This is a genomic window from Flavobacterium sp. HSC-61S13, from assembly GCF_024171535.1.
GTDB lineage: Bacteria > Bacteroidota > Bacteroidia > Flavobacteriales > Flavobacteriaceae > Flavobacterium.
Map to the genome: position 1 here is coordinate 1 of NZ_JALJZV010000008.1, position 21,349 is coordinate 21,349.

Consider the following 21,349-nt stretch of genomic DNA (forward strand, 5'->3'; position numbering starts at 1 on the left):
TATCTGCGTATCTGCGTATCTGCGTATCTGCGTATCTGCGTATCTGCGTATCTGCGTATCTGCGTATCTGCGTATCTGCGTATCTGCGTATCTGCGTATCTGCGTATCTGCGTATCTGCGTATCTGCGTATCTGCGTATCTGCGTATCTGCGTATCTGCGTATCTGCATCTAAAGCCTATATGTCCATTCGCACATCCGCCCATTCGCCCTTACTCGTAAAAATGGAACAGCCTTCAACTTATCCGCGTATTTGCGCATTTGCCTATCCGCGTATCTGCGTATCTGCGTATTCGCCCATCCGCCTACAAACAAACGTATTTAGTATAATAAATAGCCCCTTTGGTATAATACTTTACATTCTCGCCTATATAATGCAGTCATTTGTATGACTAAATAACGACAAAGTGATACTAGAGTTTAACAATTGGATACATACTGCGGCATTTTCTAAGCTCAATGCAAAACAGAAAAACGACAAGCTGATACAGATTATAGACGTTAATGAATTTATAAACGGTTACAATGCCGAGAAGATTGAGATGGTTGACTGTCTGAGTTCTTCGGTAAACATCATTAGTATTAAAGACAAATTATCGGGAATTGTATTTTATGAATTGGATTCCTTTTTAAACCAGACTTTTCACAAGAATTTAGCTTCGGACTTGTTGTCATCGACTAAGATGGAGAAGAACTTACATGAATTGTGGTTGATTTTTGTCAAGGATGACTATAATGAGACCAAAACGAATATTAAACCGACGGAATTATCGGATTTTAAAAATCTCTTTGATCAGATTTTCCTGTTTGACTTTCATCGTTCCTCGATTGAGAAATTAGTGTAAATCAGTTTACAAATCATCCTATAAAAAACGTAATACTTGCTTTATGATCAAGATTTTTAAAACCAACGTTTCCAATTCTAACCAGGTCAACGACATTCTTCAAATGTTGCTGCTCAACTTTCCGTCTATGGCGGCGGTGAACTTTGATTTGGAGGACTGCGACAATATTTTGCGTGTGGATGCTTTGGGTGTACCGCCTCAGGACATAGTCAGCCAGCTTCACACATTGGGATACCAATGTGAGGAAATTGTATAGGTGATTTTCGGATCTATACCTTTCTAGCAAATCGAAACCACGTTTTGATTGTCTTTAGCGTGCTTAATTGCGCTGAGCTTTCTAAATAAAAATAAATATTTCCACTTTTTTGATTGGACTAATTCAAAAAAAAGGGTAAATTAGGATATACTAAGGGAGCTATGGCGTTGACAAACAGACTTTTCTTCGATGGACTATACGGTCATGATCGCATTGAATTTGCGAAAGGCTTGATTTATGTATATCCGTTTGGCGTGATTGGTAAAGAAAACAACAACAACGTCAAACCGCATGCACACAACAATCAGTTTCAGGTTTTTGTCATCATCGAGGGAAACACCAATTTATTGTACAACCAAGATGTCTACCACATTAAGGGTCCTGCCTTTATCACCATTCCCAAAAACACCGATCATGGATTTGAACATTTAAGTGAACTCAAAGGCTGGATTATCAGTTTATCGGACAACGTCTTGGAGCACATGGTCAAACGCGAAGCGGAAGTAGTTCAGGCGCTTGAAACCTTTCAAGTGACTAAAATCGTAGCTGGTGAATACTCCGAAGTCGTATTTAACAACATGCTTGATTGCATTGACGAATATCGATCAACGAACATCGGGCGCTTGTTGATGTTAGAACATTTGGTTGGTCAATTGATTGTACATCTAAGAAGATTACCTGCTGAATTGCAACAGCGGATATTCATTGCCAATAACGCCTCCATCATCTACTACAGACGCTTTACCCAACTGATTCGACAAAGCTTAAATTACAAAAAAACCATAGAAGAATACGCTGCCGATTTAAAAATCACCAGTGGGCACCTCAGTCGGATTTGTAACTCGGTTGCTTTTAAAGCACCCAGAGAGCTGATTATGGACTATTACATCACCCAGGCCCAATTGCTTTTTGCCGACGGTGAAAAAACCATCGCAGAGGTTTCCTATGACTTGGGCTTTGACGATCCCAGTTATTTCTCTAGGGTTTTTAAACGAAAAATCGGACTAACGCCTAATGAATTCCGTAAAAAAATAGGCCTTTAATAGCGGCAAAGAGACAATTTAACGAATTAAGCAGATTTGTCTTAGTAAAAAAGGAATAGTCCTACTCTTAAAATACAGATTCCGAGTAAGTTTGTTAAGTGCTTATAGCGCGTTTAACCCTTATTTTGAATCGTTTATGTCGCAACTAACCATACTCCATATCGAAACCATGATCGTTGATTTACCGACGATAAGACCCCATCATCTCTCTATGGCTGTAATGAGAAAACAGTCGATGGTCATTATCCGTTTGTTTTGTTCAGACGGTATTGAGGGCATAGGGGAGTCCACCACTATAGGCGGTATCTCTTATGCGGATGAATTTCCCGAGGGAATCAAGTTGGCGATCGATACCTACTTCGCTCCGTTGTTAATCGGACAAGATCCCCGATCTATCAACAGCATCATGAGTTTATTGGACAAAAACATCTCGGGCAATAACTTTGCCAAATCGGGTATAGAAACTGCTTTATTAGACGCTCAAGGCAAACGATTAAACGTACCGATTTCATCGCTGTTTGGTGGAGCGATTACGACTGCGCTGCCGGTTTTATGGACTTTGGCTAGTGGTGATACGCAAACCGATATCGATGAGGCCTTAAAGCTGATAGCACAAAAGAGGCACCACACCTTTAAACTTAAAATTGGCAGTAAAGATCCCGACACTGATGTTGCCCACGTAGCGGCCATAAAGGCTGCATTGGGACGAGATATTAGAGTAACGGTTGATGTCAACCAAGCTTGGACGGAAGCCGTAGCCAAGCGGGCCATCAAGAAATTGCAAGCTGCGGGGGTAGACTTGATTGAGCAGCCCATAGTGAAATCGAATTTTGATGGTTTAGCCAGATTGACCTCCTATTTTGAAGTGCCGATTATGGCGGATGAAGCTGCGGCAACGGTACAAGATGTTTTTAAACTGGCCAAGATTCACGCGGTCAGCGTCATTGCCTTAAAAAACGCGAAGGCTGGGGGACTGCGTGCCATGCAGCAGCAAGCAGCTATAGCACAGGGAGCTGGAATCGCTTTATATGGCGGAACCATGTTGGAGGGAAGCATAGGATCGTTGGCAACAGCGCATTTATGTGCCACCATACCCGATTTACAGTGGGGTACAGAGTTATTCGGTCCGTTGCTGTTGACCGATGATATTGTCAAAAAAACCATCGTTTATGACAACTATGCTTTACAAATTCCTGAGGGCCCCGGTTTGGGTGTCGAGCTGGATATGAACAAAATCGAAAAATACAAAAGAAACTAATTATGATATACGTAGTAGAAATGGATGTGAACATCCCTGAAAGTTGGAATGAAGAAAAAATAGCGGACTATTTGGCCCGTGAAAAAGCTTGCTCACAACAACATCAAAAATCGGGAAAATGGGTGTATTTATGGCGGGTAGCGGGCAAATATTCCAACATCAGTGTGCTGGATGTCTCGGGCCCTGATGAATTGCACAGTATTGTCAGTTCACTTCCCTTATTTCCGTATATGAACATCAAAGTAACCAGTATCTGCAAACATCCCAATGCTTTAAGGGATGCGATGATATAGGAAGCGCTATTAATAACCAAAAACAAGAATATTATGAAAAGATTAGATCAAAAATTTATTGACCAAACCTTGGAGTTGATAAAATCACAGGAAAAAGTAGGTACGGGAAACGAAAGAACCAAGACGATTGTCAACCGACTACTAGAAGATTTATTCAATGCGATGGCAGACCTAGACATCACATCAGAAGAAATGTGGAGGGCTTGCGACTGGTTAACCCAAGCGGGAAAAAACAATGAAATGGGTTTGGTATATGCGGGTTTAGGTATTGAAAAATTCATTGACGTTCAAATGGATTGGGAAGACCTGCAAGCGGGTATTGAAAACAGAACGCCGCGTACGATTGAAGGACCATTATACGTTGCGGGCTCGCCAGAGTCCAATTCCTATGCCGAATTAGAAACTGAAGTAGAACCCAATTCAGAAAGACTTTACATGAGTGGTGTGGTATACGATCCGGAGGGAAATCCCATTCCTGGTGCTAAAGTAGAAGTGTGGCATTGCAACCTAAAGGGACTTTATTCGCACTTTGATTCGTCTCAACCCGAGTTTAACCTACGTCGGGCTATCAACGTTGGGCAGGATGGGAAATACGAATTTAAATCCTTTGTACCTGTGGGATATTCCTGTCCTCCTAACGGACCGACCGATTTATTGATGAAATCTTTGGGACGTCATGGATCGCGTCCGGCGCACATACACTTTTTCATCACAGCACCTGGATATAGAAAACTAACCACACAGATCAATATCGAAAACGATCCGTTGATCAATGAAGACTTTGCCTTTGCAACCCGTTCAGAACTAGTGCCACATATAGACAGAGTTTCGGCACAAGAGGCGGTAAACTATGGAAAAGAGGAAGCCTTCGCCAAAATTGATTTCAACTTCTATATGGTCAGAGAAACAACTGGAGCTGCAGCAGGTGAAAACCACCGAATAAGAGCGACTGTAGCATAATACCGAAGTGACTGGATGAACAACGGATCAATAGTATGAGCAGGAGCTTTGGGGCAGGGAGTATTCAATGAGCAAATAAGTGCTCCCTGTTTTTTTTGACTATTAAAGTTCTCCCTAACTCAAAATCGGCTGTGAACGGCAAACAAAACCTACGACAATTACGCAACTTAAATACTTGAAAACGTATATTTATAAGGACTTTAAAATATAAACCATGCAAAAAATAAAATTGACTCATTTTACCTGCAATTATAAATATCAGAATTTCGGACATCAAAAAAACTTGGTACTATCCAATTCGTTGGGAACTACTTACGCGATGTGGGACGACAACATCGACTTTTTAAGTCGTCACTTTAATATATTGCGTTACGACAGTCGCGGTCATGGTGAAAGTACTATTGATCAACGGAGTGTAAATATAGACGATCTGGCAAATGATGTCGTCGAACTCTTAAACGAATTAAAATTGGAGCAGGTTTATTTCTGTGGACTTTCGATTGGCGGTTTGATTGGACAATCGTTGGCGATTCATCATCCCAATCGTTTTGTCAAAATTATAATCAGCAACACGGCTGCCAAAATTGGAAATTTAGAGGGTTGGAACAGTCGGATCCAACAAGTCACTGAGCACGGATTGGATAGCATACTCGAACCGACAGCAACACGTTGGTTTAGTTTGGCATACCGAACCCAGCATCCTGATAAAGTACAAGCGATCTTAAACCAATTTAAAAACACCTCTTTACAAGGCTATACGGCCAGTTGCCTTGCGGTGGCTGAAGCTGATTTTAGAGAAAAAATTCAACAAATAACGGTACCGATGCTGATCATCGTCGGAACACTTGATGAGGTGACTACGGTAGCGGATGGATTATGGATGCAAGAGCAAATACCTAAGGCGCAAGTAGTGCGTTTAGAAGCGGCACATTTATCGAATATGGAACATCCGCAGGCCTTTGCGGATCACATCATACAGTTCACACAAAACTAAAAACAAACCAATGAAGACAACACCACAAATAACCCTATCGCAAGCAGCGGCTATGGTGAAGGATGGCGATATACTCTTACAAGGGGGCTTTGGCATGACGGGAAATCCGGTGCACCTGATGCATGCTTTAGCTGAAACCAAAACCAAAAACATCACTTTTATCGGTAATAACGTTGGAGAAGCGGGCATGGGAGGTGGTCGTTTATTGAGAAACGGGCAATTAAAAAAGATCATCGGTTCCTTCTTTACCTCAAACCCAGAAGCGGTTAAAGCGGCTCAGGACGGCACGGTTGACTACGAATTATTGCCTCAGGGCACTTTAGCCGAAGCCATCCGCGCGGGTGGTGCGGGTATCGGCGGATTTTATACACCTACTTCGGCTGGAACTGCTTTGGCAGTGGGTCGGGAAACGAAGTTTTTAAACGGTGTCGAACAGGTTTTTATTCCGGGTATTCGCGGAAATGTCGCGTTTATACGCGCTTGGAGAGCAGATACTGCCGGTAATTTGCAATACCGAATGACCGAGCAAAACTTTAACCGAGCCATGGCGACAGCTGCGGATTTGGTGATTGCTGAGGTAGAAGAAATCGTTGCAGTAGGGGCTATCTTACCCGAAAACATACATACACCAGCATCCTATATCGACTACTTGGTTCAAGCGCATTTAACGGCAGAGGACTTGGGCAGCTCCGCCTCGGTATCGTCGAGTAAGAAAGTATCAGAGAGCCGTATGAATATGGCAAGAAGAGCTTTAAAAGAACTAAAAAAAGGAGATGTAGTGAATTTAGGCATTGGAATACCGACTTTGGTAGCCGATTTAATCACAGATCGCGATGGAATTATACTGCATACGGAAAACGGTATGTTGGGAGTGGGACCCACTCCTGCAGATGGAGGAGGAGCCTTGGATTATCCGGTTAATGCTGGAAAAATACCGGTTACGGCCTTGGCAGGGGCATCCTATTTTGACTCGACGGACTCCTTTGCGATGATTCGCGGAAAACACGTAGATAGCGCGGTTATGGGAGGATTGCAAGTCGATGAAAATGCCAATTTGGCCAACTGGGCGGTTCCGGGACAACCCTTATTGGGTGTCGGAGGTGCGATGGACTTGGCTTCTGGAGCCAAACGCCTAATCATAACCATGATGCATACGGAAAAAAACGGCGATGCCAAGATCGTTCCCAAATGTGACTTACCACTCACTGCCCTCAAAGCGGTCGATATGATCATTACGGATAAAGCCGTATTTGAATTTATCGATCAACAATTGACTTTGATTGAATTGATGCCCGGAGCGAGTTTGGAAGAAGTGCGCAAGCAAACCACGGCTAAATTTGTTGAACGATTGACAAACTAATTGCTAAAAATGCTTTTCACAACATTTTAAAAGAGTGGTATGGAGTGAAGTTTAAAACTATTTTATTTTTATCATTTGTTACTTTTTGAGACGGTATATATACGGTCTAAAAACGTATCTTTAAATATATAAATCCTGTAAAATGAATAAAGAAGCCTATATAATTGATGGTATTCGCACACCGATGGGGAGTTTCGGAGGAACGCTTTCTGCGATAAGAGCAGATGACTTAGCGGCGTTGCCCATCGCTGAATTGATCAAAAGGAATCCCGACATACCTGTGGAGGTAATTGACGATGTGATTTTGGGATGCCACAACCAAGCGGGTGAAGACAACAGAAATGTTGCCCGTATGGCGGCATTATTAGCGGGCTTACCGGTGACGGTTCCCGGAGAAACCATCAATCGATTGTGTTCTTCGGGCATGTCTGCAGTGGTACATGCTGCTCGGGCTATAAAAGCAGGCGATGGTGATGTATTTATCGCTGGTGGAGTAGAGCACATGACGAGAGGACCTTTGGTCATTTCTAAAGCATCCAAAGCCTTTGGTATAGACTCCAAACTGGAAGATTCCTCCTTTGGCTGGCGTTTTGTCAATCCAAAAATGACAGCGATGTACGGTACCGATGTCATGGGACTGACTGCGGAGAATTTGGTAGATCAATACGGCATTTCTCGGGCAGATCAAGATCAATTTGCACTCTTGTCTCAGCAAAAAGCGACTGCGGCATGGGAAAACGGTCGATTGGCTGAAGAGGTTATGAACGTTCGTATCCCCCAGAAAAAAGGCGATGATATCCTTTTTACGAAAGATGAATTTATACGGCCTACAACGACTATTGAAGGTTTGGCAAAATTAAAAGCCGCTTTTAAAGAAAACGGAACTGTTACGGCTGGTAATGCTTCGGGGCTTAATGATGGTGCTGCTGCGGTTTTTGTTGCATCGGCAGACGCGGTTAAACAATACGGATTAAAACCGATGGCGCGGATCGTAGCCTCCGCAGTAACCGGTGTTGAACCTCGAATCATGGGAATCGGACCGGTATCTGCTACTCAAAAAGCCTTAAAAAAAGCGGGTTTAACCTTAGATCAGATCGATATTATCGAATTTAATGAAGCCTTTGCAGCCCAGGTATTGGCTTGTTCAAGAGCCTTGGGATTAGCAGACAACGATCCGCGGATCAACCCCAATGGTGGTGCTATTGCTTTGGGACATCCACTGGGCATGTCTGGTGCGCGAATTACCTACACCGCAGCATTGCAATTGCAAAAAACGGGCAAACGATATGCCCTCGCAACCATGTGCGTAGGAGTAGGTCAAGGTTACGCTATAATATTAGAACGTGCGTAAAGAGTCATGAGGCATTAAATAATAAAGGTCTTAATGCCTCGTCACAACTATTTTAGCGATAAACTCATCGTTAAATTGTCGTAATACCGATTCTCGTGTTTAAAAAAGTTTTTGATGACTCCATTTTCTTGGAATCCCATTTTCTTATAAAGACCGAGTCCCAATCTGTTTTCGTTATAAACCTGCAACCACAATAATTCCAATACGGGATTTTCTTCTGCCCATTCTATGGCTTGTTGCATCAAATGAGTTCCCAAGCCGCTGTTTCTCCAGGCGTTTAAGATTCCCATTCCAATAACGGCTGTATGTTGCATGATGATGCGTTGGTGACTGCTGATATTGATGTTACCTAAAATCTGCCCCTCATATTCAGCAATTAGCAACAAGGAGTTTTTATGATCGATAAATGACTTTATCCATTGTTCCTCCTCCTCAAGGCTGAGGGTGAATTCCTCATTTAATTTTGGTATATACTCGCTGTCGTTGATGTACTCTCTTACGGTGTTTAACAATCTAGCGGCATCGGATAGCTCCGCACTGCGGATGATAACCTCTTTACCGTTTTTAAGTAGGAGTGTTTTGGGGGTGAATTTCATTTTTTTGTATGTTTTTTTTATTTTTCTACGGGTTTGACCCATACAACAATTCGTGTTGAGATCTCGCAATTGAGCTCATGTGATTTTTCAAATATAGCAAGCTTAGACGAAAAATGATAAATCTAATTACAATAAAAATGTATAAAGTTGATTATAAGGGTATTGAGTTTTAATAGACAATCAGCTCTTGAAATAGTACTGCAATGTACTGCAAGTGGTACGGTAAAATAGGGGGTTGTAGAGTGAGTATTGTTTCCACAATGTGAGGTTATTTACAGCTAAAATTTAATTATATTTAATTTTTGTTGTTAATATATCTTGTATTTTATAGTTATTTACCTATATAATTATGTAATGTGTTTTTATTGGCACGGCGATTGCATATATATTTACAGTAACCTTAAAAAATACATATCATGAAAAACTCAATCAAATCTATTTTTAAATTATTAGGAGCTGTAGTACTTACTGTTTTTGTGTTGTCTGCATGTAGTAAGGATGACGACCCAGCGGATAATGACTTATTCGTAGGAACCTATAAAGGCCATGTAACTTATATTACAGATGGCGAAAATATCGATAAAAAGGATGGAACCGTTCGAGTAGTTAAAGTCGGTAACAATTATAATTTTGTATTTTCCGATAATATTCCTGATATTACAGGAGTGGAATTTGAAAAGAAAGGGGATAATTCGGTGATTAATATCGGATCTAGCGATACGCACTACATTTCGATTGACAACAGCAAATTGGTTATTGCGTATGCCAAAGACGGTAAAGTTTGGACAGCCAACGCAAATAGATAAGTAAAATACAACCTATTTTAGGCTCTTTTAGAGCGTCATCACAACCTAATAGTTGTGATATTAGTAAGGGAAATACAAATATAAAATAGGTTTATTTAGAACCCTCGTAAATTTTTTGCGAGGGTTTTTTTGATTCTCGAAATTCTTTGTTCGAGATTATGAGTGCGAATTTCGAATTTCGAATCACGACTCACGAATAAAAAAAGAAAGCGCTAATTTCTTAGCGCGTTTTGATATAGAAAAGAGTATGACTACTCTGCTTTGGGCTGTTCTTCCTGAGCTTGTGCCGCAGCTTTTGCAGTTGGATTGTCCGTATCCTTAGTGGCGTTTTTAAACTCCTTGATTCCGGTTCCTAAACCTTTCATCAATTCTGGAATTTTTTTTCCTCCGAATAACAACAATACAAATGCAACAACTAAGATAAGTTCAGAAGGAGCTATTGCTCCAAGAAATACTAAGGATGAATACATTGTAGAAGTAATTAATATTATAAAGTAACAAATGTAAATTTTTACATGATTTTATCAAGTTTTCTTAAGATTAATTTAACTCTACTGAGGTTATCGTATTTCAAACGGTTTCGGGTTGTTAAATTAAAAATAAATTAAAACCTTAATTATTTGTCAGAGTTTGAAGTTTTTTACTGTAGATACTGACGGTATTTGCGGCAAATAAAAACAAATGTTTATTTCATTTTTTTTTAAAAGAAAGGCTAAAATACAACGGCTTAACTGCGAAAAATTGGCTTAATAGGCCCCGAATCACGTTAAATGATGTCGGGGCTTCAATAAGTTTAGGTAAAAAGAGGTAGCCAACCAACGGGCTGATAAAACATCAAAGGTACCGCACCGGCTAAGAGATTATAAATAGAGGGGTGGAATATGGAACTATTCAAAAACAGGCAGACCCATATACTGGTTTGCAGCACAACAGTCCTATCAAATAGGGGATAGAATGTGGCAACGGGGATACGATATAAAGGATGGCGAAGTACTTCAAAACCTTTAGTTTAAAGGCTTATTGGCAATCAATACGGTCTTTAAGTTTTTGGTCTCACTAAAAAATTCGAGGTGAATAAATTGATCCTTTGTACTAAATTCGATTTGTAGAAAAGTATCGTCGTTTTCACCAACTACTTGTACCCATTGTGGTAAATAACCTTTAAATTCCTGTAAACACCATTCTAACGAACTGTAATTCATCTCCAGATTAAACGGTAAACCGGTGATTACGGAATCGTCAAGCGTATAAAAACTGTAGTATTCCAAACCGGTTTTCATTTTTACATAGAGTAGGCCAATGCTTTCATCGAGATTCCAACTGTAGTATTTTTCGCCTACAGCGGTTTCCAATTCGTGAATTGTAGGTGTTTGTTTAAGTTTTTTGGTAAAATAATCAGCGTTTAATGGAAACGGAATGGTTTTGCCATTTTTGATCAGTTTGCTCAGATTAGCAGAAGTTTTTTTAACGGGTGGTTCTTCCATCATATAATCTGTAATAAAAGAATCGGAAAAATCAGCAGTTGCAGTGCTATCTTGGACATCATAAATGTCTTTGATAATGGTCGCATCACTATTTAAAAATTCTTCAAGCTCTTTTTCGAATTGCCCTGTCGACTTAATTTGAGCAGCAGTTCTTTCTTTATTATCGTTGTTTAAAGCGCTTTCTAATTTGACGGTGATTTGGGAATAACCATCATCTAGGCGAAGTGCCTCTATATTCCAAGTGGCTTGAACCAAATATTCTTTGGATTTTATGTTTTTTGAAACCGCATATTGATCCAAAGAGCGATCGCCTTGACGCGGATTAATTAAGGAGATATAGGTGCCTTGAATCTGATCATCCATATATCCGTCGGTAATTCCGTCGTGTTTTAAGTCATGGGAAAAAGCATATACCAAATCCATAACAGCATCACTGTTTTTTGGAATTTTAAAACGAATGTTTTCTTGGGAAAATAGGGGTGAAGCGCAGGAGAAAGTGACTAATACGAGTAAACAGATTCTTTTCATATAGGGTTATTTGGTTATATTAATTGGTCGGGTTTAGCTTGAAAATCTTTATTGGTTTGTGAAAATTATTAATTTTCTTATACAAAATTAATAAAAAAATCCTGCACGTATAAGTTGCAGGATTTAGGATTATAAATAAGTACAGTAATAAACTTTAGTTGGAGACCATTTGCTTTAATTTGGCCCATTGTTTCAGTGCATTTCTCGCTTCAACAGCAGGATATCCCAACATGGTTTTTCCAGCTGCCACATCACCCGTTACTCCTGATCCGGCACCGATCACGGCACCATCTCCAATGGTCACGTGGTCTTTGATAGAGGCGCTACCGCCAATCATAACCTGATTACCCAAGGTTACAGAACCAGCTAGACCGCTATTTCCTGCCATGATACAAAAACGACCCAAAACACTATTGTGTCCAATTTGTACAAGATTGTCAATTTTACAACCATCACCGATGATAGTAGCACTAAATTTACCGCGATCCACACAAGAATTCGCTCCAATTTCTACGCTATTTCCAATGATCACATTTCCAATTTGAGGTATTTTGACCAATCCGCGTTCCGGACATGGACGAAATCCAAATCCATCTGCTCCAATAGTCGCGTTGGGATGAATAATACAATCCTTCCCTATATGACAACGTTCTCTAACGGTAGTTCCACTCCATATAACAGTGCGGTCACCTATAGTGCAATCATCCAATATCGTAACATTAGGGTAGATAGTTACATGTTTTCCCAAAACAACTTTAGGTCCAATATAACAACCCGCTCCAATACGAGAACCTTCGCCTATAATCGCCAAGGGATCAACCACAGCATTAGGGTGGATTTCGGTGTGAAATTCAGGACTAGATGGGGCAAATAATTCTAATACCTGTGACATGGCTAAATCGGCATTTTTTACCTTAATAAAAGCACGATTATCTCCAGGTACAATAGAAATATCTTCATTAACAACGGCTACACAAGCTTTGGAAGTGATCCAAAGACGCTCGTACTTCTTGTTTCCGATGAACGAAATTTCAGTATCACAGGCGCGTTCCAATTGCTCTGGAGCTTTGATCATTTGCAGGGTGTTGCCAACGATAGTGCCTTTTAGAACATCATTGATTTCTTCAATGGAATATGATTTCATTTATTCTTTTGTTGATTTGTTTTTCAGTTGCCAAATAAACAAATTAAACATTATATCTCCTAATTTTGTGTAGTTATAAAATGGTGATCTTATTATTATCGTAAAAATAGAATAAAATATTTGCTGTTTTTCTTTGGTTACTGTAAGAACGAAGTATTAAAATTAAAATTGTTGCAGGGATGTTAAAGTATGGGGGGAGTGAGCGCTGGAACAGTATATGTTGACGATAAGCTCAATAAAATCAGGCTTTTAGCTAATATGTTAAAGTTTGAGTAAAATTGTAATCAGCTTCACTTAACCACCAAAGCTACCCTTTTTTATTTTGACAGTTGCCACTGCAAGTTATAGTATATGTTGCTGTAAAAAGGCGACTATTGATGCTGATATAGACGGGTGATATAACTAAAAAAAGGTTGCCTCGCTTTCGATGACAACCTTTTAAATGTTGAATGAATGAATAAAAAAATTGCGAATCAATTGATTTTAACCAATTCGACACGACGGTTTTGAGCTTTATGTTCTTCCGTATCGTTGGAAAAAAGCGCTTTAGTCGCTCCAAATCCATTTGACTTTAATCGGGAAGAAGTTATTCCATGTTCGACGAGATAACTCAATACAGCTTGAGCTCGTTCTTTGGATAATTGTATGTTTTTTTGTGGATCACCGGTGTTATCGGTGTGGCCTTCAATAGAAAGCTTTAAGGTGCCATCTGCTTTTAAAAGTTGTATGATTTGATCGGCTACTTCACGTCCATCTTGTTTTAAGGTAGCTTTATTCGTATCAAAGTTGATTTGCAACACGGCTTTACCTGTTTTATCGATTTCTGCCTGCATGTGCTCAGCGGTGTATTTCTCAATCGTCGGCACGAAATCTTTTAACTCCATAATGTAAATCGTCCCTAAAGATGTGTTGGATTGCACGGTCACTAAATACTTCTTACCCTTATTCTTAAAGGCATAAACACTAAATGGATAAGAATCGCTGATACTGGAAAAGCGGTATTTACCATCATATTGATTGTCTTTTAGTCGCTCTTTAGTGAGGTCGTTACGAACTATTTCACCAGCGAATAGTTTCTTTGCTCCAATCTCATCGAGATACGTATAAATGTTCTTATCAAAGTAACGATTGTTGTACGGTCCACTATTGAATTCAAAAAACAGCATACCCAACTTACCTTCCGAGGGATAATATTGTCCTTCACCGAAATAATTGACCATTTGTTCGTATTCAAAAACCTGTGTCAATCCATTTTCCTCTTTTTCAATCGCTAATCCCTTGGGAGCTTTTATAAAAGGAAAATTCCCAATGTCTTCTAAGGCAGGAATATCAGACCAGTCCAATACCATATCGTTAGCAACCGGGCTCGAAACTTCCGTAATTTCTGCTTGCGTGCTCGGGTGCACAGCAACGGAATCCGTCAATGCAGCCTCGCTTTCTTTTTTATTGGAATTGCAGGCAAAAAATACCAAACAAAGGATGAATAGTAAGTATGTAGTTTTCATATAATAAAAAGGATAGCACTAATTAGTATTTTCTATTTTAAAATCGGGTCAAATATAATAATTTATAAAACAACTTTTGTTAAAAATAAGATTTTTTTATAACTATATGTTCTTAATTCATGTATATAACAGTTGTTTTGTGACTGTTTGGGAAAATAAATTGCAAATTGAGGCTTAAATGGACATTATAATGCATTTTATGAAAAAAAAAACGCGCTATGAAATGTTTTTTCACAGCGAGTTTTTTGATCTTTAAGGATCTATCGAGTTATTATATGCTGCAAACGAGGTGAGTTTCGAATATTTTCCGACCTAAATCGTGCGGATAACTCATTGCTTTCAATCGGTGAGTTCACGACTGTGCGACTTGACGTACAAAATCATAGTAATAAACTACGGCTCTTTTTAACTCTCGTTTAATCTCCATAGGATCTAGGTCCTTGATTTTGCTTAGATGCAACAAATAGTAGAGGACTCTTTTTAGCATTTCTTCGGCCTTATCTTGCGCGTGTAAGGCAGACTGTGTATGTGCTATATTCGTACAAGAGGTAATATATATTTGAATAAACGGAATCCCGTTGCGCAAACAATCTTGATAATGATGGTTTAATACCTCTGCACGATAAAGTGCCTCTTCATAAGACAATAAGGCTTCCTGATAGGTGCACTTATGGAAGAGGTTATTGGATATGGTTGTTTTAATTTTCCAATGTGATTCTATTTGACTTATACAAGTATCGCTCATAATGACGTTATTAAATTGTGGTTTGCAAAGTCCCAATTGACGATCTGCCAATAGCTTTCAACAAATTTCGGTCGGGCATTGCGGTGATCAATATAATAGGCATGCTCCCAAACATCTAAGGTCAATATTGCTTTTTTTCGGTGTGTTAACGGGGTTTGAGCATCTTTTAAAGCCAGTATTTCAAGTCGACCGAATTCATCTTGAACCAACCAAACCCATCCCGCACCAAATAATTTTATGGCAGTGCTGGAAAATTGCTCTTTAAACAGGGCAAAACTGCCAAAATCCCTAATAATAAATTCAGCGATCAAACCCTTTGGCTCTGATCCTCCCACAGGTGATAAACACTGCCAGAAAAAGCTGTGGTTCCAATGTTGGGCACTATTGTTAAACAATGCAGTGTTTTTTTGCTGATCGGCATGTTGAATGATCTGTTCCAGTGAAGCCGTCGCCAGTGAAGTGTCTTTGATCAGCTCTGCCAGATTCTGTACATAAGTAGCGTGGTGCTTGCCGTAGTGGTAATCAAAGGTTTCAGCACTAATCATAGGCTCAAAAGCATCGCGCCTAAAGGGTAATTCCGGTAATTGTAAGTCAATAGTCATTTTTGAGAATTTAATTTTGTTGATGTTAGTTATAGGTATTAAAAGCTTGCAAACGAATCCAATTGAAAAATTAGATCAGCAGTCGTTATTAGTTTAGCAAAAATATAAAATTAGACTGGTCTAAAAAAATAAATAATTATTTTTTGTTGTAATAGACCATTATCGCAGCGATCAAGCTTGGAGTATTTGATTGCCAGTGGCGGGGTGGAAAATAAAACTTTGATATGGTGGTTGTCAGCGACAACGTTTATCTTTGTGCAAATTTTTTTACCATGAAACTATTAAAAGACCGTATACTTAAAGATGGCAAAAGCTTTGAAGGGGGCATATTAAAGGTAGATAGTTTTATCAACCATCAGATGGATCCGATATTGATGAAATCGATAGGCGTTGAATTTGTACGTCGTTTTGGACATTTACCGATTAATAAAATTGTTACGATTGAAGCCAGTGGTATTGCTCCGGCTATCATGTTAGGGTATCTATTGGAATTACCCGTGGTTTTCGTAAAAAAAGCGGTCCCTAAAACGATGGATAATATGGTAACCTCGTCGGTTTACTCGTATACCAAAGACAAAACCTATGATATTTGTGTCAGCCGTGATTTTCTTGGTCCCAATGATCAGGTGGTTTTTATAGATGACTTTTTAGCCAACGGTAATGCTTCTATCGGAGTATATGAATTGGTACAAAAGGCCGGTGCAACCTTGTTGGGGATGGGCTTTATTATTGAAAAATCGTTTCAATTGGGGCACAGTCGTTTACAAGAACTAAATATACCGGTGGAGTCTTTAGCGAGAATTAAGGAGTTGGGAGACAATAAAATTGTATTTGAACCCTAACAATTAGCTGGAATATAATTGAAGAAAGAGTTGTATCAGCTGTACAACTCTTTTTTTATGTATTAAAGATAGGGGCAACCTGTGCTTTAAATAGTTTCAATCGTTTTGCTTAATTGATTAAAACACTTGCTCAAAATGGCTATGGCGCTACTGAGATCTTTTTCGTGTAGCGAGGCAAATCCAAAACGAAAAGCATTGTGCGTTTCGTTGATGTCGTTGATCTGTAAACCCAAAGTTAAGGCCAACTGCCTCAATTGAAAAAGCGGGTATTGAGGATCGACACCAACCCAAATAGCCATACCTCCTGACGGAATGCGATAGCTGATATAAGGCGATAATTGCTCGCGAAGCAATTGATCGAGATGATCTTTGCGGAGTTGATAGATCCGTTTGGATTTCTTTAAATGCCGCTTCAGCTCCCCTTCGCGAATCAAGCCCGCTAAAGCATCTTGCATATAACCATCACCACCGATATCGATCATCTTTCTAAAAATAACGGCCTGATCTATAAAATTCTTGGAAGCTACCATAAACCCGATGCGTAACGACGGATCCAGAACCTTGGAAAACGATCCGATATAAATGATGTTTCCACGATGCTGAGCTGTGGCTAAGGGAAGATAGGGGGAAGAGGAATAATGGTAGTCGTAATCATAATCATCTTCTATGATGACAAAATGATACTTTTTAGACAAACTCAACAATTTCATACGTCTTTCCACACTGAGCGTTACCGTAGTGGGATAATGATGGTGTGGAATTACATAAACAGCTTTTACCGGCTGGTTCTGGCAGTGTTTTTCGACTTGATCCACATCCAGGCCATACTGATCCACATCCACCTCGATCAATCGTCCGCCGCTTTGCTGAAATACTTGATTGGCCATCGGATAATTGGGAGTGCCTACTATAATGAAATCCCCGCGTTCCAACAGCAGTTGACTGCTCAGATAGATACTCATCTGTGCACCCGAGGTGATTAGTAAATTGTCTATAGTACTGTTTAATCCGCGACTTTCCGCTAAATAAGTAACGAGCTCCGTGCGTAAAGCAAGACTTCCCTGTGCCATATTTTGCTCCAAATTCTGCGTAGCATATCGGCGTTGAATCAACGACCTATACGTTTTTAGCAAAAGATCTATAGGCGAGATCCGTATGTCTGGTCTACCGTCATCAATGATGATTTCTGCAAGCCTGTTGTCTTTTTGTAGCCCAATAACCTGCTGCTTTTTAAAAGGAGCTTGCATTGGATTTTCATAAGGACGCAAAGTTTGCTCGGAATTCCATTTTTTCGGCTGGAGTATCGGGATGTTAGACGATACAACGGTCTTTTTTCTCGGAACCACCGTAATCCATTCCTGCGCACTCAACTCCTCATAAGCTGCAACTATGGTTTTGCGGTGCAAATTCAACTGTTTGGCCAAATCCCGACTGCTGGGAATCGGTGTTCCTGCTTGTAATACACCGTTGCGAATAGCCTCACTTAAAATAAAAGCAATTTGCAGGTAAATCGGTTTTTTGCTGTTTTTATCGATTGCAATCAGACGGTCAAATGGAAACATAGTGGACTACTGCTAAAGTTTAAACTGGACGACAAATGTAGTCCATAGAGCCTTTAATTTTGCTACATAATCAAAAAATAAATACAACATGAAGTATCAAATTAAAAAAGCGAGTTTAGAAGACCTGGATCAAACGGCAGAATTGTACAATTTATACCGTATCTTTTACCGTCAACCCGATGATTTACAACGTGGAAAAGCGTTCCTAAAAGAGCGTTTCCTCAATAGCGAATCCGATATTTTCTTAGTGATGGTCGATGAAAAAGCAGTGGGTTTTGTTCAATTGTATAAACTGTTTCATTACGGGAAACTACAAAAACAATGGCTTCTAAGTGATTTGTTTGTACATCCTGACTTTAGAGGTAATGGACTATCAGTAGCTCTGATCGATCGCAGCAAACAATGGTGTGTTGAAACCAATGCTTGCGGTTTATTGTTAGAAACCGAAAAAACCAACGATATCGGTAATCAATTGTACCCGCGTTGTGGCTTTGAATACGATGCCGCTCACAATTATTATAATTTCTGGTTATAGTCTCTTAAACCCGTAAACCAACAGCCCATTTTCTATAGAAAACTGGGCTGTTCCAATTTTAGTGGGACGGCATTAGGATCGAGATATAGGCATTGAATAGGCAGAGGATTATTGGAGTATTTAGAAAACCGATGGACGCTTTGTGGTTGTAGTCCTACTGTTTTTTAAAACCGAAATAAGGTATTGAAAATAAATATATAACTTAATTATAACATATAAATATAAGCAATGTGCTTTTTTTTTCGTAATTTAATATAATAAATTTAAAAGTCTATGTAATATGAAAGCAGTACGTTATCTTGGAGTAAATGATGTTAAAATAGTAAATGATTTAGTAAAACCAAAACCCAGTGGTGATCAAGTGTTGATTAAAATCGCCGGTGCTGGTGTTTGCCATTCTGATCTGCATGTAATTGACCACGGAACGGTTCCCGGTCCATTTACCTTGGGGCATGAAAATGCGGGTTATATCGAAGAAGTAGGCGAGAGTGTTAGCGGTTATAAAAAAGGCGATGCGGTTTTGGTCTATGGACCATGGGGTTGCGGACACTGTAAACCCTGTCAGCAATCTTTTGAGAACTATTGTGATCACCAGTCAGAACGCGCCTTTGGTGGTGGATTGGGATTGGATGGCGGTATGGCAGAATATATGTTAGTACCTTCTTCTCGATTGTTGGTGCCGATTTATGATTTAGATCCGGTATTGGCCGCACCATTAACCGATGCTGCTTTAACGCCGTACTCGGCCATAAAGAGATCGTTAAATAAACTGACACCAGATGAATATGTAGTGGTTATGGGAATAGGAGGACTTGGACATACCGCCTTGCAAATCCTTAAAGAAACAACAGGTGCAACCGTTATCGCCTGCGATATATCCGATGATAAATTGAATTTTGCAAAACAGTTAGGAGCGACTTATGTGATCAACTCTAAAGATACCGATGCAGCGGAGCAAATTAAGAAAATCACCGGTATTAAAAAAGCTAAAGTAGTACTTGACTTTGTAGGGGCACCTTCCACTATGGAATTGGGAGCACAAGTGGTATCGTTAAATGGCGATCTTACCATTGTAGGACTCGGTGGCGGAAGCTTATCAGTAGCTTCTGGAAAAATTCCTTTTGGCACTTCAGTAACCATGCCGTATTGGGGGTCTCAAGCTGAATTAGTAGAAGTGGTAGCCTTGGCTAGACAAGGTAAAATACATATCGAAATTGAAAAATTTCCTATGGATCGAGTGTTGGAAGTATATGATAAAATGAGAAACGGACAGCTAAAAGGTCGTGCCGTACTAATACCGTAATATAAAGATGAACGGTTCAATTGCGCAGTACGCAATTGGTAAGATTTGAATATTGTAATCTCCCCTTTTAAGTAAAGCCTGAATTGTATCGGGCTTTTTTGTGTTTAACACCATAATTAGTTAGGCTTATGTGCTTTTGCGTACCAGTTATTTTTTATATCGTAATTGCAGAGTATTTAAAAACTTTATATATTTGCGTAACTAATTACGTAATTGATTATGGACTTTTATAAACAAGTTGGAAAAATGGCCATAGGGAGCCGTTTACGATTATTAACGGACAAAATAACCGCTGATGCAGGTGAAATTTATAAATTATACGACGTAGACCTACAACCGAAATGGTTTCCGGTTTTTCAAGTTTTGAGCCGTTCGAGAAATAATGTTATGGCAATTGCTACAGAAATTGGTCATTCTCACCCTTCAGTTAGTAAAATCGTCGGTGAAATGGTGGAGCACGGCTTGGTGGTTGAAGAAAAAGACGTTAACGATAAACGACGAAATTGGGTGCAGCTTTCTGAAAAAGGTTTAGAAATACTGGAGAAAATACAAGATCAATACCGCGATGTGGATGCTGCTATAGCAGATATTTTAGAAAATACTGAAAACGATCTGTGGAAGGCCATAGAGGAATGGGAGTATATCTTAGACCAACAATCCTTATTAAAACGCGTACAGCAACAACGTAAGTTAAGAGAACGCTCGCAAATTCAAATTGTCGATTTTAAGCCGGAGTATGCGACGATTTTTAAAACACTTAATGAACAATGGATATCCAGTTTTTTTAAGATGGAAGATTCCGACTATAAAGCCCTCGATCAGGTAGATGAACATATACTAAAACCTGGAGGTCATATACTGGTAGCACTTTATAAGAATGAACCCGTTGGCGTTTGCGCATTGATAAAAATGCAAGATTCAATTTATGATTTCGAATTGGCTAAAATGGCAGTGTCTCCAGAAGTACAAGGCAAAAATATTGGAGGATTATTAGGAGAAGCTATTGTAGACAAAGCTAAGAAGTTGGGAGCTACATCATTGTATTTGGAAAGTAATACCATACTTAAAGCGGCGATTAATCTCTACCAAAAGCTCGGTTTTATAAAAATTGTGGGTTTTCCTAGCCCCTATGAACGTTGTAATATTCAAATGGAACTAAAAATAAAATAACCGACCTCCGTTAAGGAGGTTTTTTTATAGACGGAAATTTCAAAATGGAGCGTTGAATACATCGAAATCATCAGTGGTTCTTTCGATGAAGTATTGATGATCAAAATGCAGTTGTTTAACGCGGGGTCCAACGGGAAATTTATATGTTAAAATAAAACATTTAATTTCC

General features: G+C 39.5%; 22 protein-coding genes. 14 read left to right on the forward strand and 8 right to left on the reverse strand.

What is annotated here, in order from left to right; all coding sequences use genetic code 11:
• The first annotated feature begins 405 nt into the window (after positions 1-405).
• The 9 genes from L1275_RS09330 (at position 406) to pcaF (ending at position 8,358) form a co-directional block, all read left to right on the forward strand.
• Positions 406-843, forward strand: coding sequence for a hypothetical protein (locus tag L1275_RS09330; protein WP_253472100.1), 438 nt, complete (start codon positions 406-408; stop codon positions 841-843).
• A 43-nt stretch (positions 844-886) separates the two neighbouring features.
• Positions 887-1,099: a hypothetical protein gene (locus L1275_RS09335; protein WP_253472102.1), complete on the forward strand. Its 213-nt coding sequence runs from the start codon at positions 887-889 to the stop codon at positions 1,097-1,099.
• Between the two features lie 161 nt (positions 1,100-1,260).
• The gene (locus L1275_RS09340) at positions 1,261-2,142 is read left to right on the forward strand and encodes an AraC family transcriptional regulator (RefSeq protein ID WP_253472104.1); all 882 of its coding nucleotides are present in this window, start codon (positions 1,261-1,263) and stop codon (positions 2,140-2,142) included.
• A gap of 136 nt (positions 2,143-2,278) precedes the next feature.
• The gene (locus L1275_RS09345) at positions 2,279-3,400 is read left to right on the forward strand and encodes a muconate cycloisomerase family protein (protein ID WP_253472106.1); all 1,122 of its coding nucleotides are present in this window, start codon (positions 2,279-2,281) and stop codon (positions 3,398-3,400) included.
• Between the two features lie 2 nt (positions 3,401-3,402).
• On the forward strand, positions 3,403-3,693 hold the full coding sequence (locus tag L1275_RS09350; protein WP_253472108.1) for a muconolactone Delta-isomerase family protein: 291 nt from the start codon (positions 3,403-3,405) through the stop codon (positions 3,691-3,693).
• 33 nt (positions 3,694-3,726) lie between these two features.
• Positions 3,727-4,653 carry a dioxygenase gene (locus L1275_RS09355; protein ID WP_253472110.1) on the forward strand — a complete coding sequence of 309 codons (927 nt, stop codon included), beginning with the start codon at positions 3,727-3,729 and terminating at the stop codon, positions 4,651-4,653.
• A gap of 214 nt (positions 4,654-4,867) precedes the next feature.
• Positions 4,868-5,647, forward strand: coding sequence for a 3-oxoadipate enol-lactonase (pcaD, locus tag L1275_RS09360; RefSeq protein ID WP_253472111.1), 780 nt, complete (start codon positions 4,868-4,870; stop codon positions 5,645-5,647).
• A gap of 10 nt (positions 5,648-5,657) precedes the next feature.
• Positions 5,658-7,007: a 3-oxoacid CoA-transferase gene (locus tag L1275_RS09365; protein WP_253472113.1), complete on the forward strand. Its 1,350-nt coding sequence runs from the start codon at positions 5,658-5,660 to the stop codon at positions 7,005-7,007.
• Positions 7,008-7,149: 142 nt separating this feature from the next.
• Positions 7,150-8,358: a 3-oxoadipyl-CoA thiolase gene (pcaF, locus tag L1275_RS09370; RefSeq protein ID WP_253472115.1), complete on the forward strand. Its 1,209-nt coding sequence runs from the start codon at positions 7,150-7,152 to the stop codon at positions 8,356-8,358.
• 47 nt (positions 8,359-8,405) lie between these two features.
• Here the strand turns inward: pcaF and L1275_RS09375 are convergent, their stop codons facing one another.
• Positions 8,406-8,954, reverse strand: a complete 549-nt coding sequence (locus L1275_RS09375; RefSeq protein ID WP_253472117.1) for a GNAT family N-acetyltransferase — start codon at positions 8,952-8,954, stop codon at positions 8,406-8,408.
• A gap of 416 nt (positions 8,955-9,370) precedes the next feature.
• On the opposite strand from L1275_RS09375, the gene L1275_RS09380 reads away from it, so the two are divergent.
• Positions 9,371-9,760 carry a hypothetical protein gene (locus tag L1275_RS09380; protein ID WP_253472119.1) on the forward strand — a complete coding sequence of 130 codons (390 nt, stop codon included), beginning with the start codon at positions 9,371-9,373 and terminating at the stop codon, positions 9,758-9,760.
• Between the two features lie 251 nt (positions 9,761-10,011).
• On the opposite strand, the gene L1275_RS09385 is transcribed toward L1275_RS09380, so the two are convergent.
• The 6 genes from L1275_RS09385 to L1275_RS09410 form a co-directional block, all read right to left on the reverse strand.
• Positions 10,012-10,230 carry a twin-arginine translocase TatA/TatE family subunit gene (locus tag L1275_RS09385; protein WP_253472121.1) on the reverse strand — a complete coding sequence of 73 codons (219 nt, stop codon included), beginning with the start codon at positions 10,228-10,230 and terminating at the stop codon, positions 10,012-10,014.
• A 534-nt stretch (positions 10,231-10,764) separates the two neighbouring features.
• Positions 10,765-11,772, reverse strand: a complete 1,008-nt coding sequence (locus L1275_RS09390) for a hypothetical protein (protein ID WP_253472124.1) — start codon at positions 11,770-11,772, stop codon at positions 10,765-10,767.
• A 154-nt stretch (positions 11,773-11,926) separates the two neighbouring features.
• A complete protein-coding gene (gene lpxD, locus L1275_RS09395; protein ID WP_253472126.1) occupies positions 11,927-12,916 on the reverse strand; it encodes a UDP-3-O-(3-hydroxymyristoyl)glucosamine N-acyltransferase in 990 nt (329 codons plus the stop codon).
• Between the two features lie 473 nt (positions 12,917-13,389).
• A complete protein-coding gene (locus L1275_RS09400) occupies positions 13,390-14,421 on the reverse strand; it encodes an OmpA family protein (protein ID WP_253472128.1) in 1,032 nt (343 codons plus the stop codon).
• A gap of 352 nt (positions 14,422-14,773) precedes the next feature.
• Entirely contained in the window at positions 14,774-15,166 is a 393-nt protein-coding gene (locus L1275_RS09405; protein WP_253472130.1) for a tetratricopeptide repeat protein, read from the reverse strand.
• Positions 15,163-15,768 (reverse strand): superoxide dismutase, encoded by a 606-nt coding sequence (locus L1275_RS09410; protein WP_256499855.1) that lies wholly within the window; start codon positions 15,766-15,768, stop codon positions 15,163-15,165. Before L1275_RS09410 ends, L1275_RS09405 begins: the two co-directional genes overlap by 4 nt.
• A 272-nt stretch (positions 15,769-16,040) precedes the next feature.
• Between L1275_RS09410 and xpt the strand changes: the two genes are divergently transcribed.
• On the forward strand, positions 16,041-16,610 hold the full coding sequence (xpt, locus tag L1275_RS09415; protein ID WP_253472132.1) for a xanthine phosphoribosyltransferase: 570 nt from the start codon (positions 16,041-16,043) through the stop codon (positions 16,608-16,610).
• An 86-nt stretch (positions 16,611-16,696) separates the two neighbouring features.
• On the opposite strand, the gene L1275_RS09420 is transcribed toward xpt, so the two are convergent.
• Positions 16,697-18,172, reverse strand: coding sequence for a PLP-dependent aminotransferase family protein (locus L1275_RS09420; RefSeq protein ID WP_253472134.1), 1,476 nt, complete (start codon positions 18,170-18,172; stop codon positions 16,697-16,699).
• Positions 18,173-18,260: 88 nt separating this feature from the next.
• Between L1275_RS09420 and L1275_RS09425 the strand changes: the two genes are divergently transcribed.
• The 3 genes from L1275_RS09425 (at position 18,261) to L1275_RS09435 (ending at position 21,180) form a co-directional block, all read left to right on the forward strand.
• Complete coding sequence (locus L1275_RS09425) at positions 18,261-18,707, forward strand: GNAT family N-acetyltransferase (RefSeq protein ID WP_253472136.1); 447 nt, start codon at positions 18,261-18,263, stop codon at positions 18,705-18,707.
• A 280-nt stretch (positions 18,708-18,987) separates the two neighbouring features.
• Positions 18,988-20,010: an NAD(P)-dependent alcohol dehydrogenase gene (locus L1275_RS09430; RefSeq protein ID WP_253472138.1), complete on the forward strand. Its 1,023-nt coding sequence runs from the start codon at positions 18,988-18,990 to the stop codon at positions 20,008-20,010.
• A 219-nt stretch (positions 20,011-20,229) separates the two neighbouring features.
• Positions 20,230-21,180 (forward strand): GNAT family N-acetyltransferase, encoded by a 951-nt coding sequence (locus L1275_RS09435; protein ID WP_253472140.1) that lies wholly within the window; start codon positions 20,230-20,232, stop codon positions 21,178-21,180.
• The last annotated feature ends 169 nt before the right edge of the window (positions 21,181-21,349 follow it).

Excerpts from the sequence above, each read along its gene's own strand:
- pcaD (WP_253472111.1), top strand. The coding sequence starts at position 4,868 with ATGCAAAAAATAAAATTGACTCATTTTACCTGCAATTATAAATATCAG.
- L1275_RS09420 (WP_253472134.1), bottom strand. The coding sequence starts at position 18,172 with ATGTTTCCATTTGACCGTCTGATTGCAATCGATAAAAACAGCAAAAAA.
- L1275_RS09355 (WP_253472110.1), top strand. The coding sequence starts at position 3,727 with ATGAAAAGATTAGATCAAAAATTTATTGACCAAACCTTGGAGTTGATA.
- L1275_RS09345 (WP_253472106.1), top strand. The coding sequence starts at position 2,279 with ATGTCGCAACTAACCATACTCCATATCGAAACCATGATCGTTGATTTA.
- L1275_RS09340 (WP_253472104.1), top strand. The coding sequence starts at position 1,261 with ATGGCGTTGACAAACAGACTTTTCTTCGATGGACTATACGGTCATGAT.
- L1275_RS09335 (WP_253472102.1), top strand. The coding sequence starts at position 887 with ATGATCAAGATTTTTAAAACCAACGTTTCCAATTCTAACCAGGTCAAC.
- L1275_RS09435 (WP_253472140.1), top strand. The coding sequence starts at position 20,230 with ATGGACTTTTATAAACAAGTTGGAAAAATGGCCATAGGGAGCCGTTTA.
- L1275_RS09425 (WP_253472136.1), top strand. The coding sequence starts at position 18,261 with ATGAAGTATCAAATTAAAAAAGCGAGTTTAGAAGACCTGGATCAAACG.
- lpxD (WP_253472126.1), bottom strand. The coding sequence starts at position 12,916 with ATGAAATCATATTCCATTGAAGAAATCAATGATGTTCTAAAAGGCACT.
- xpt (WP_253472132.1), top strand. The coding sequence starts at position 16,041 with ATGAAACTATTAAAAGACCGTATACTTAAAGATGGCAAAAGCTTTGAA.
- L1275_RS09390 (WP_253472124.1), bottom strand. The coding sequence starts at position 11,772 with ATGAAAAGAATCTGTTTACTCGTATTAGTCACTTTCTCCTGCGCTTCA.
- L1275_RS09380 (WP_253472119.1), top strand. The coding sequence starts at position 9,371 with ATGAAAAACTCAATCAAATCTATTTTTAAATTATTAGGAGCTGTAGTA.
- L1275_RS09375 (WP_253472117.1), bottom strand. The coding sequence starts at position 8,954 with ATGAAATTCACCCCCAAAACACTCCTACTTAAAAACGGTAAAGAGGTT.
- L1275_RS09430 (WP_253472138.1), top strand. The coding sequence starts at position 18,988 with ATGAAAGCAGTACGTTATCTTGGAGTAAATGATGTTAAAATAGTAAAT.
- pcaF (WP_253472115.1), top strand. The coding sequence starts at position 7,150 with ATGAATAAAGAAGCCTATATAATTGATGGTATTCGCACACCGATGGGG.
- L1275_RS09410 (WP_256499855.1), bottom strand. The coding sequence starts at position 15,768 with ATGACTATTGACTTACAATTACCGGAATTACCCTTTAGGCGCGATGCT.
- L1275_RS09400 (WP_253472128.1), bottom strand. The coding sequence starts at position 14,421 with ATGAAAACTACATACTTACTATTCATCCTTTGTTTGGTATTTTTTGCC.
- L1275_RS09365 (WP_253472113.1), top strand. The coding sequence starts at position 5,658 with ATGAAGACAACACCACAAATAACCCTATCGCAAGCAGCGGCTATGGTG.
- L1275_RS09405 (WP_253472130.1), bottom strand. The coding sequence starts at position 15,166 with ATGAGCGATACTTGTATAAGTCAAATAGAATCACATTGGAAAATTAAA.
- L1275_RS09350 (WP_253472108.1), top strand. The coding sequence starts at position 3,403 with ATGATATACGTAGTAGAAATGGATGTGAACATCCCTGAAAGTTGGAAT.
- L1275_RS09385 (WP_253472121.1), bottom strand. The coding sequence starts at position 10,230 with ATGTATTCATCCTTAGTATTTCTTGGAGCAATAGCTCCTTCTGAACTT.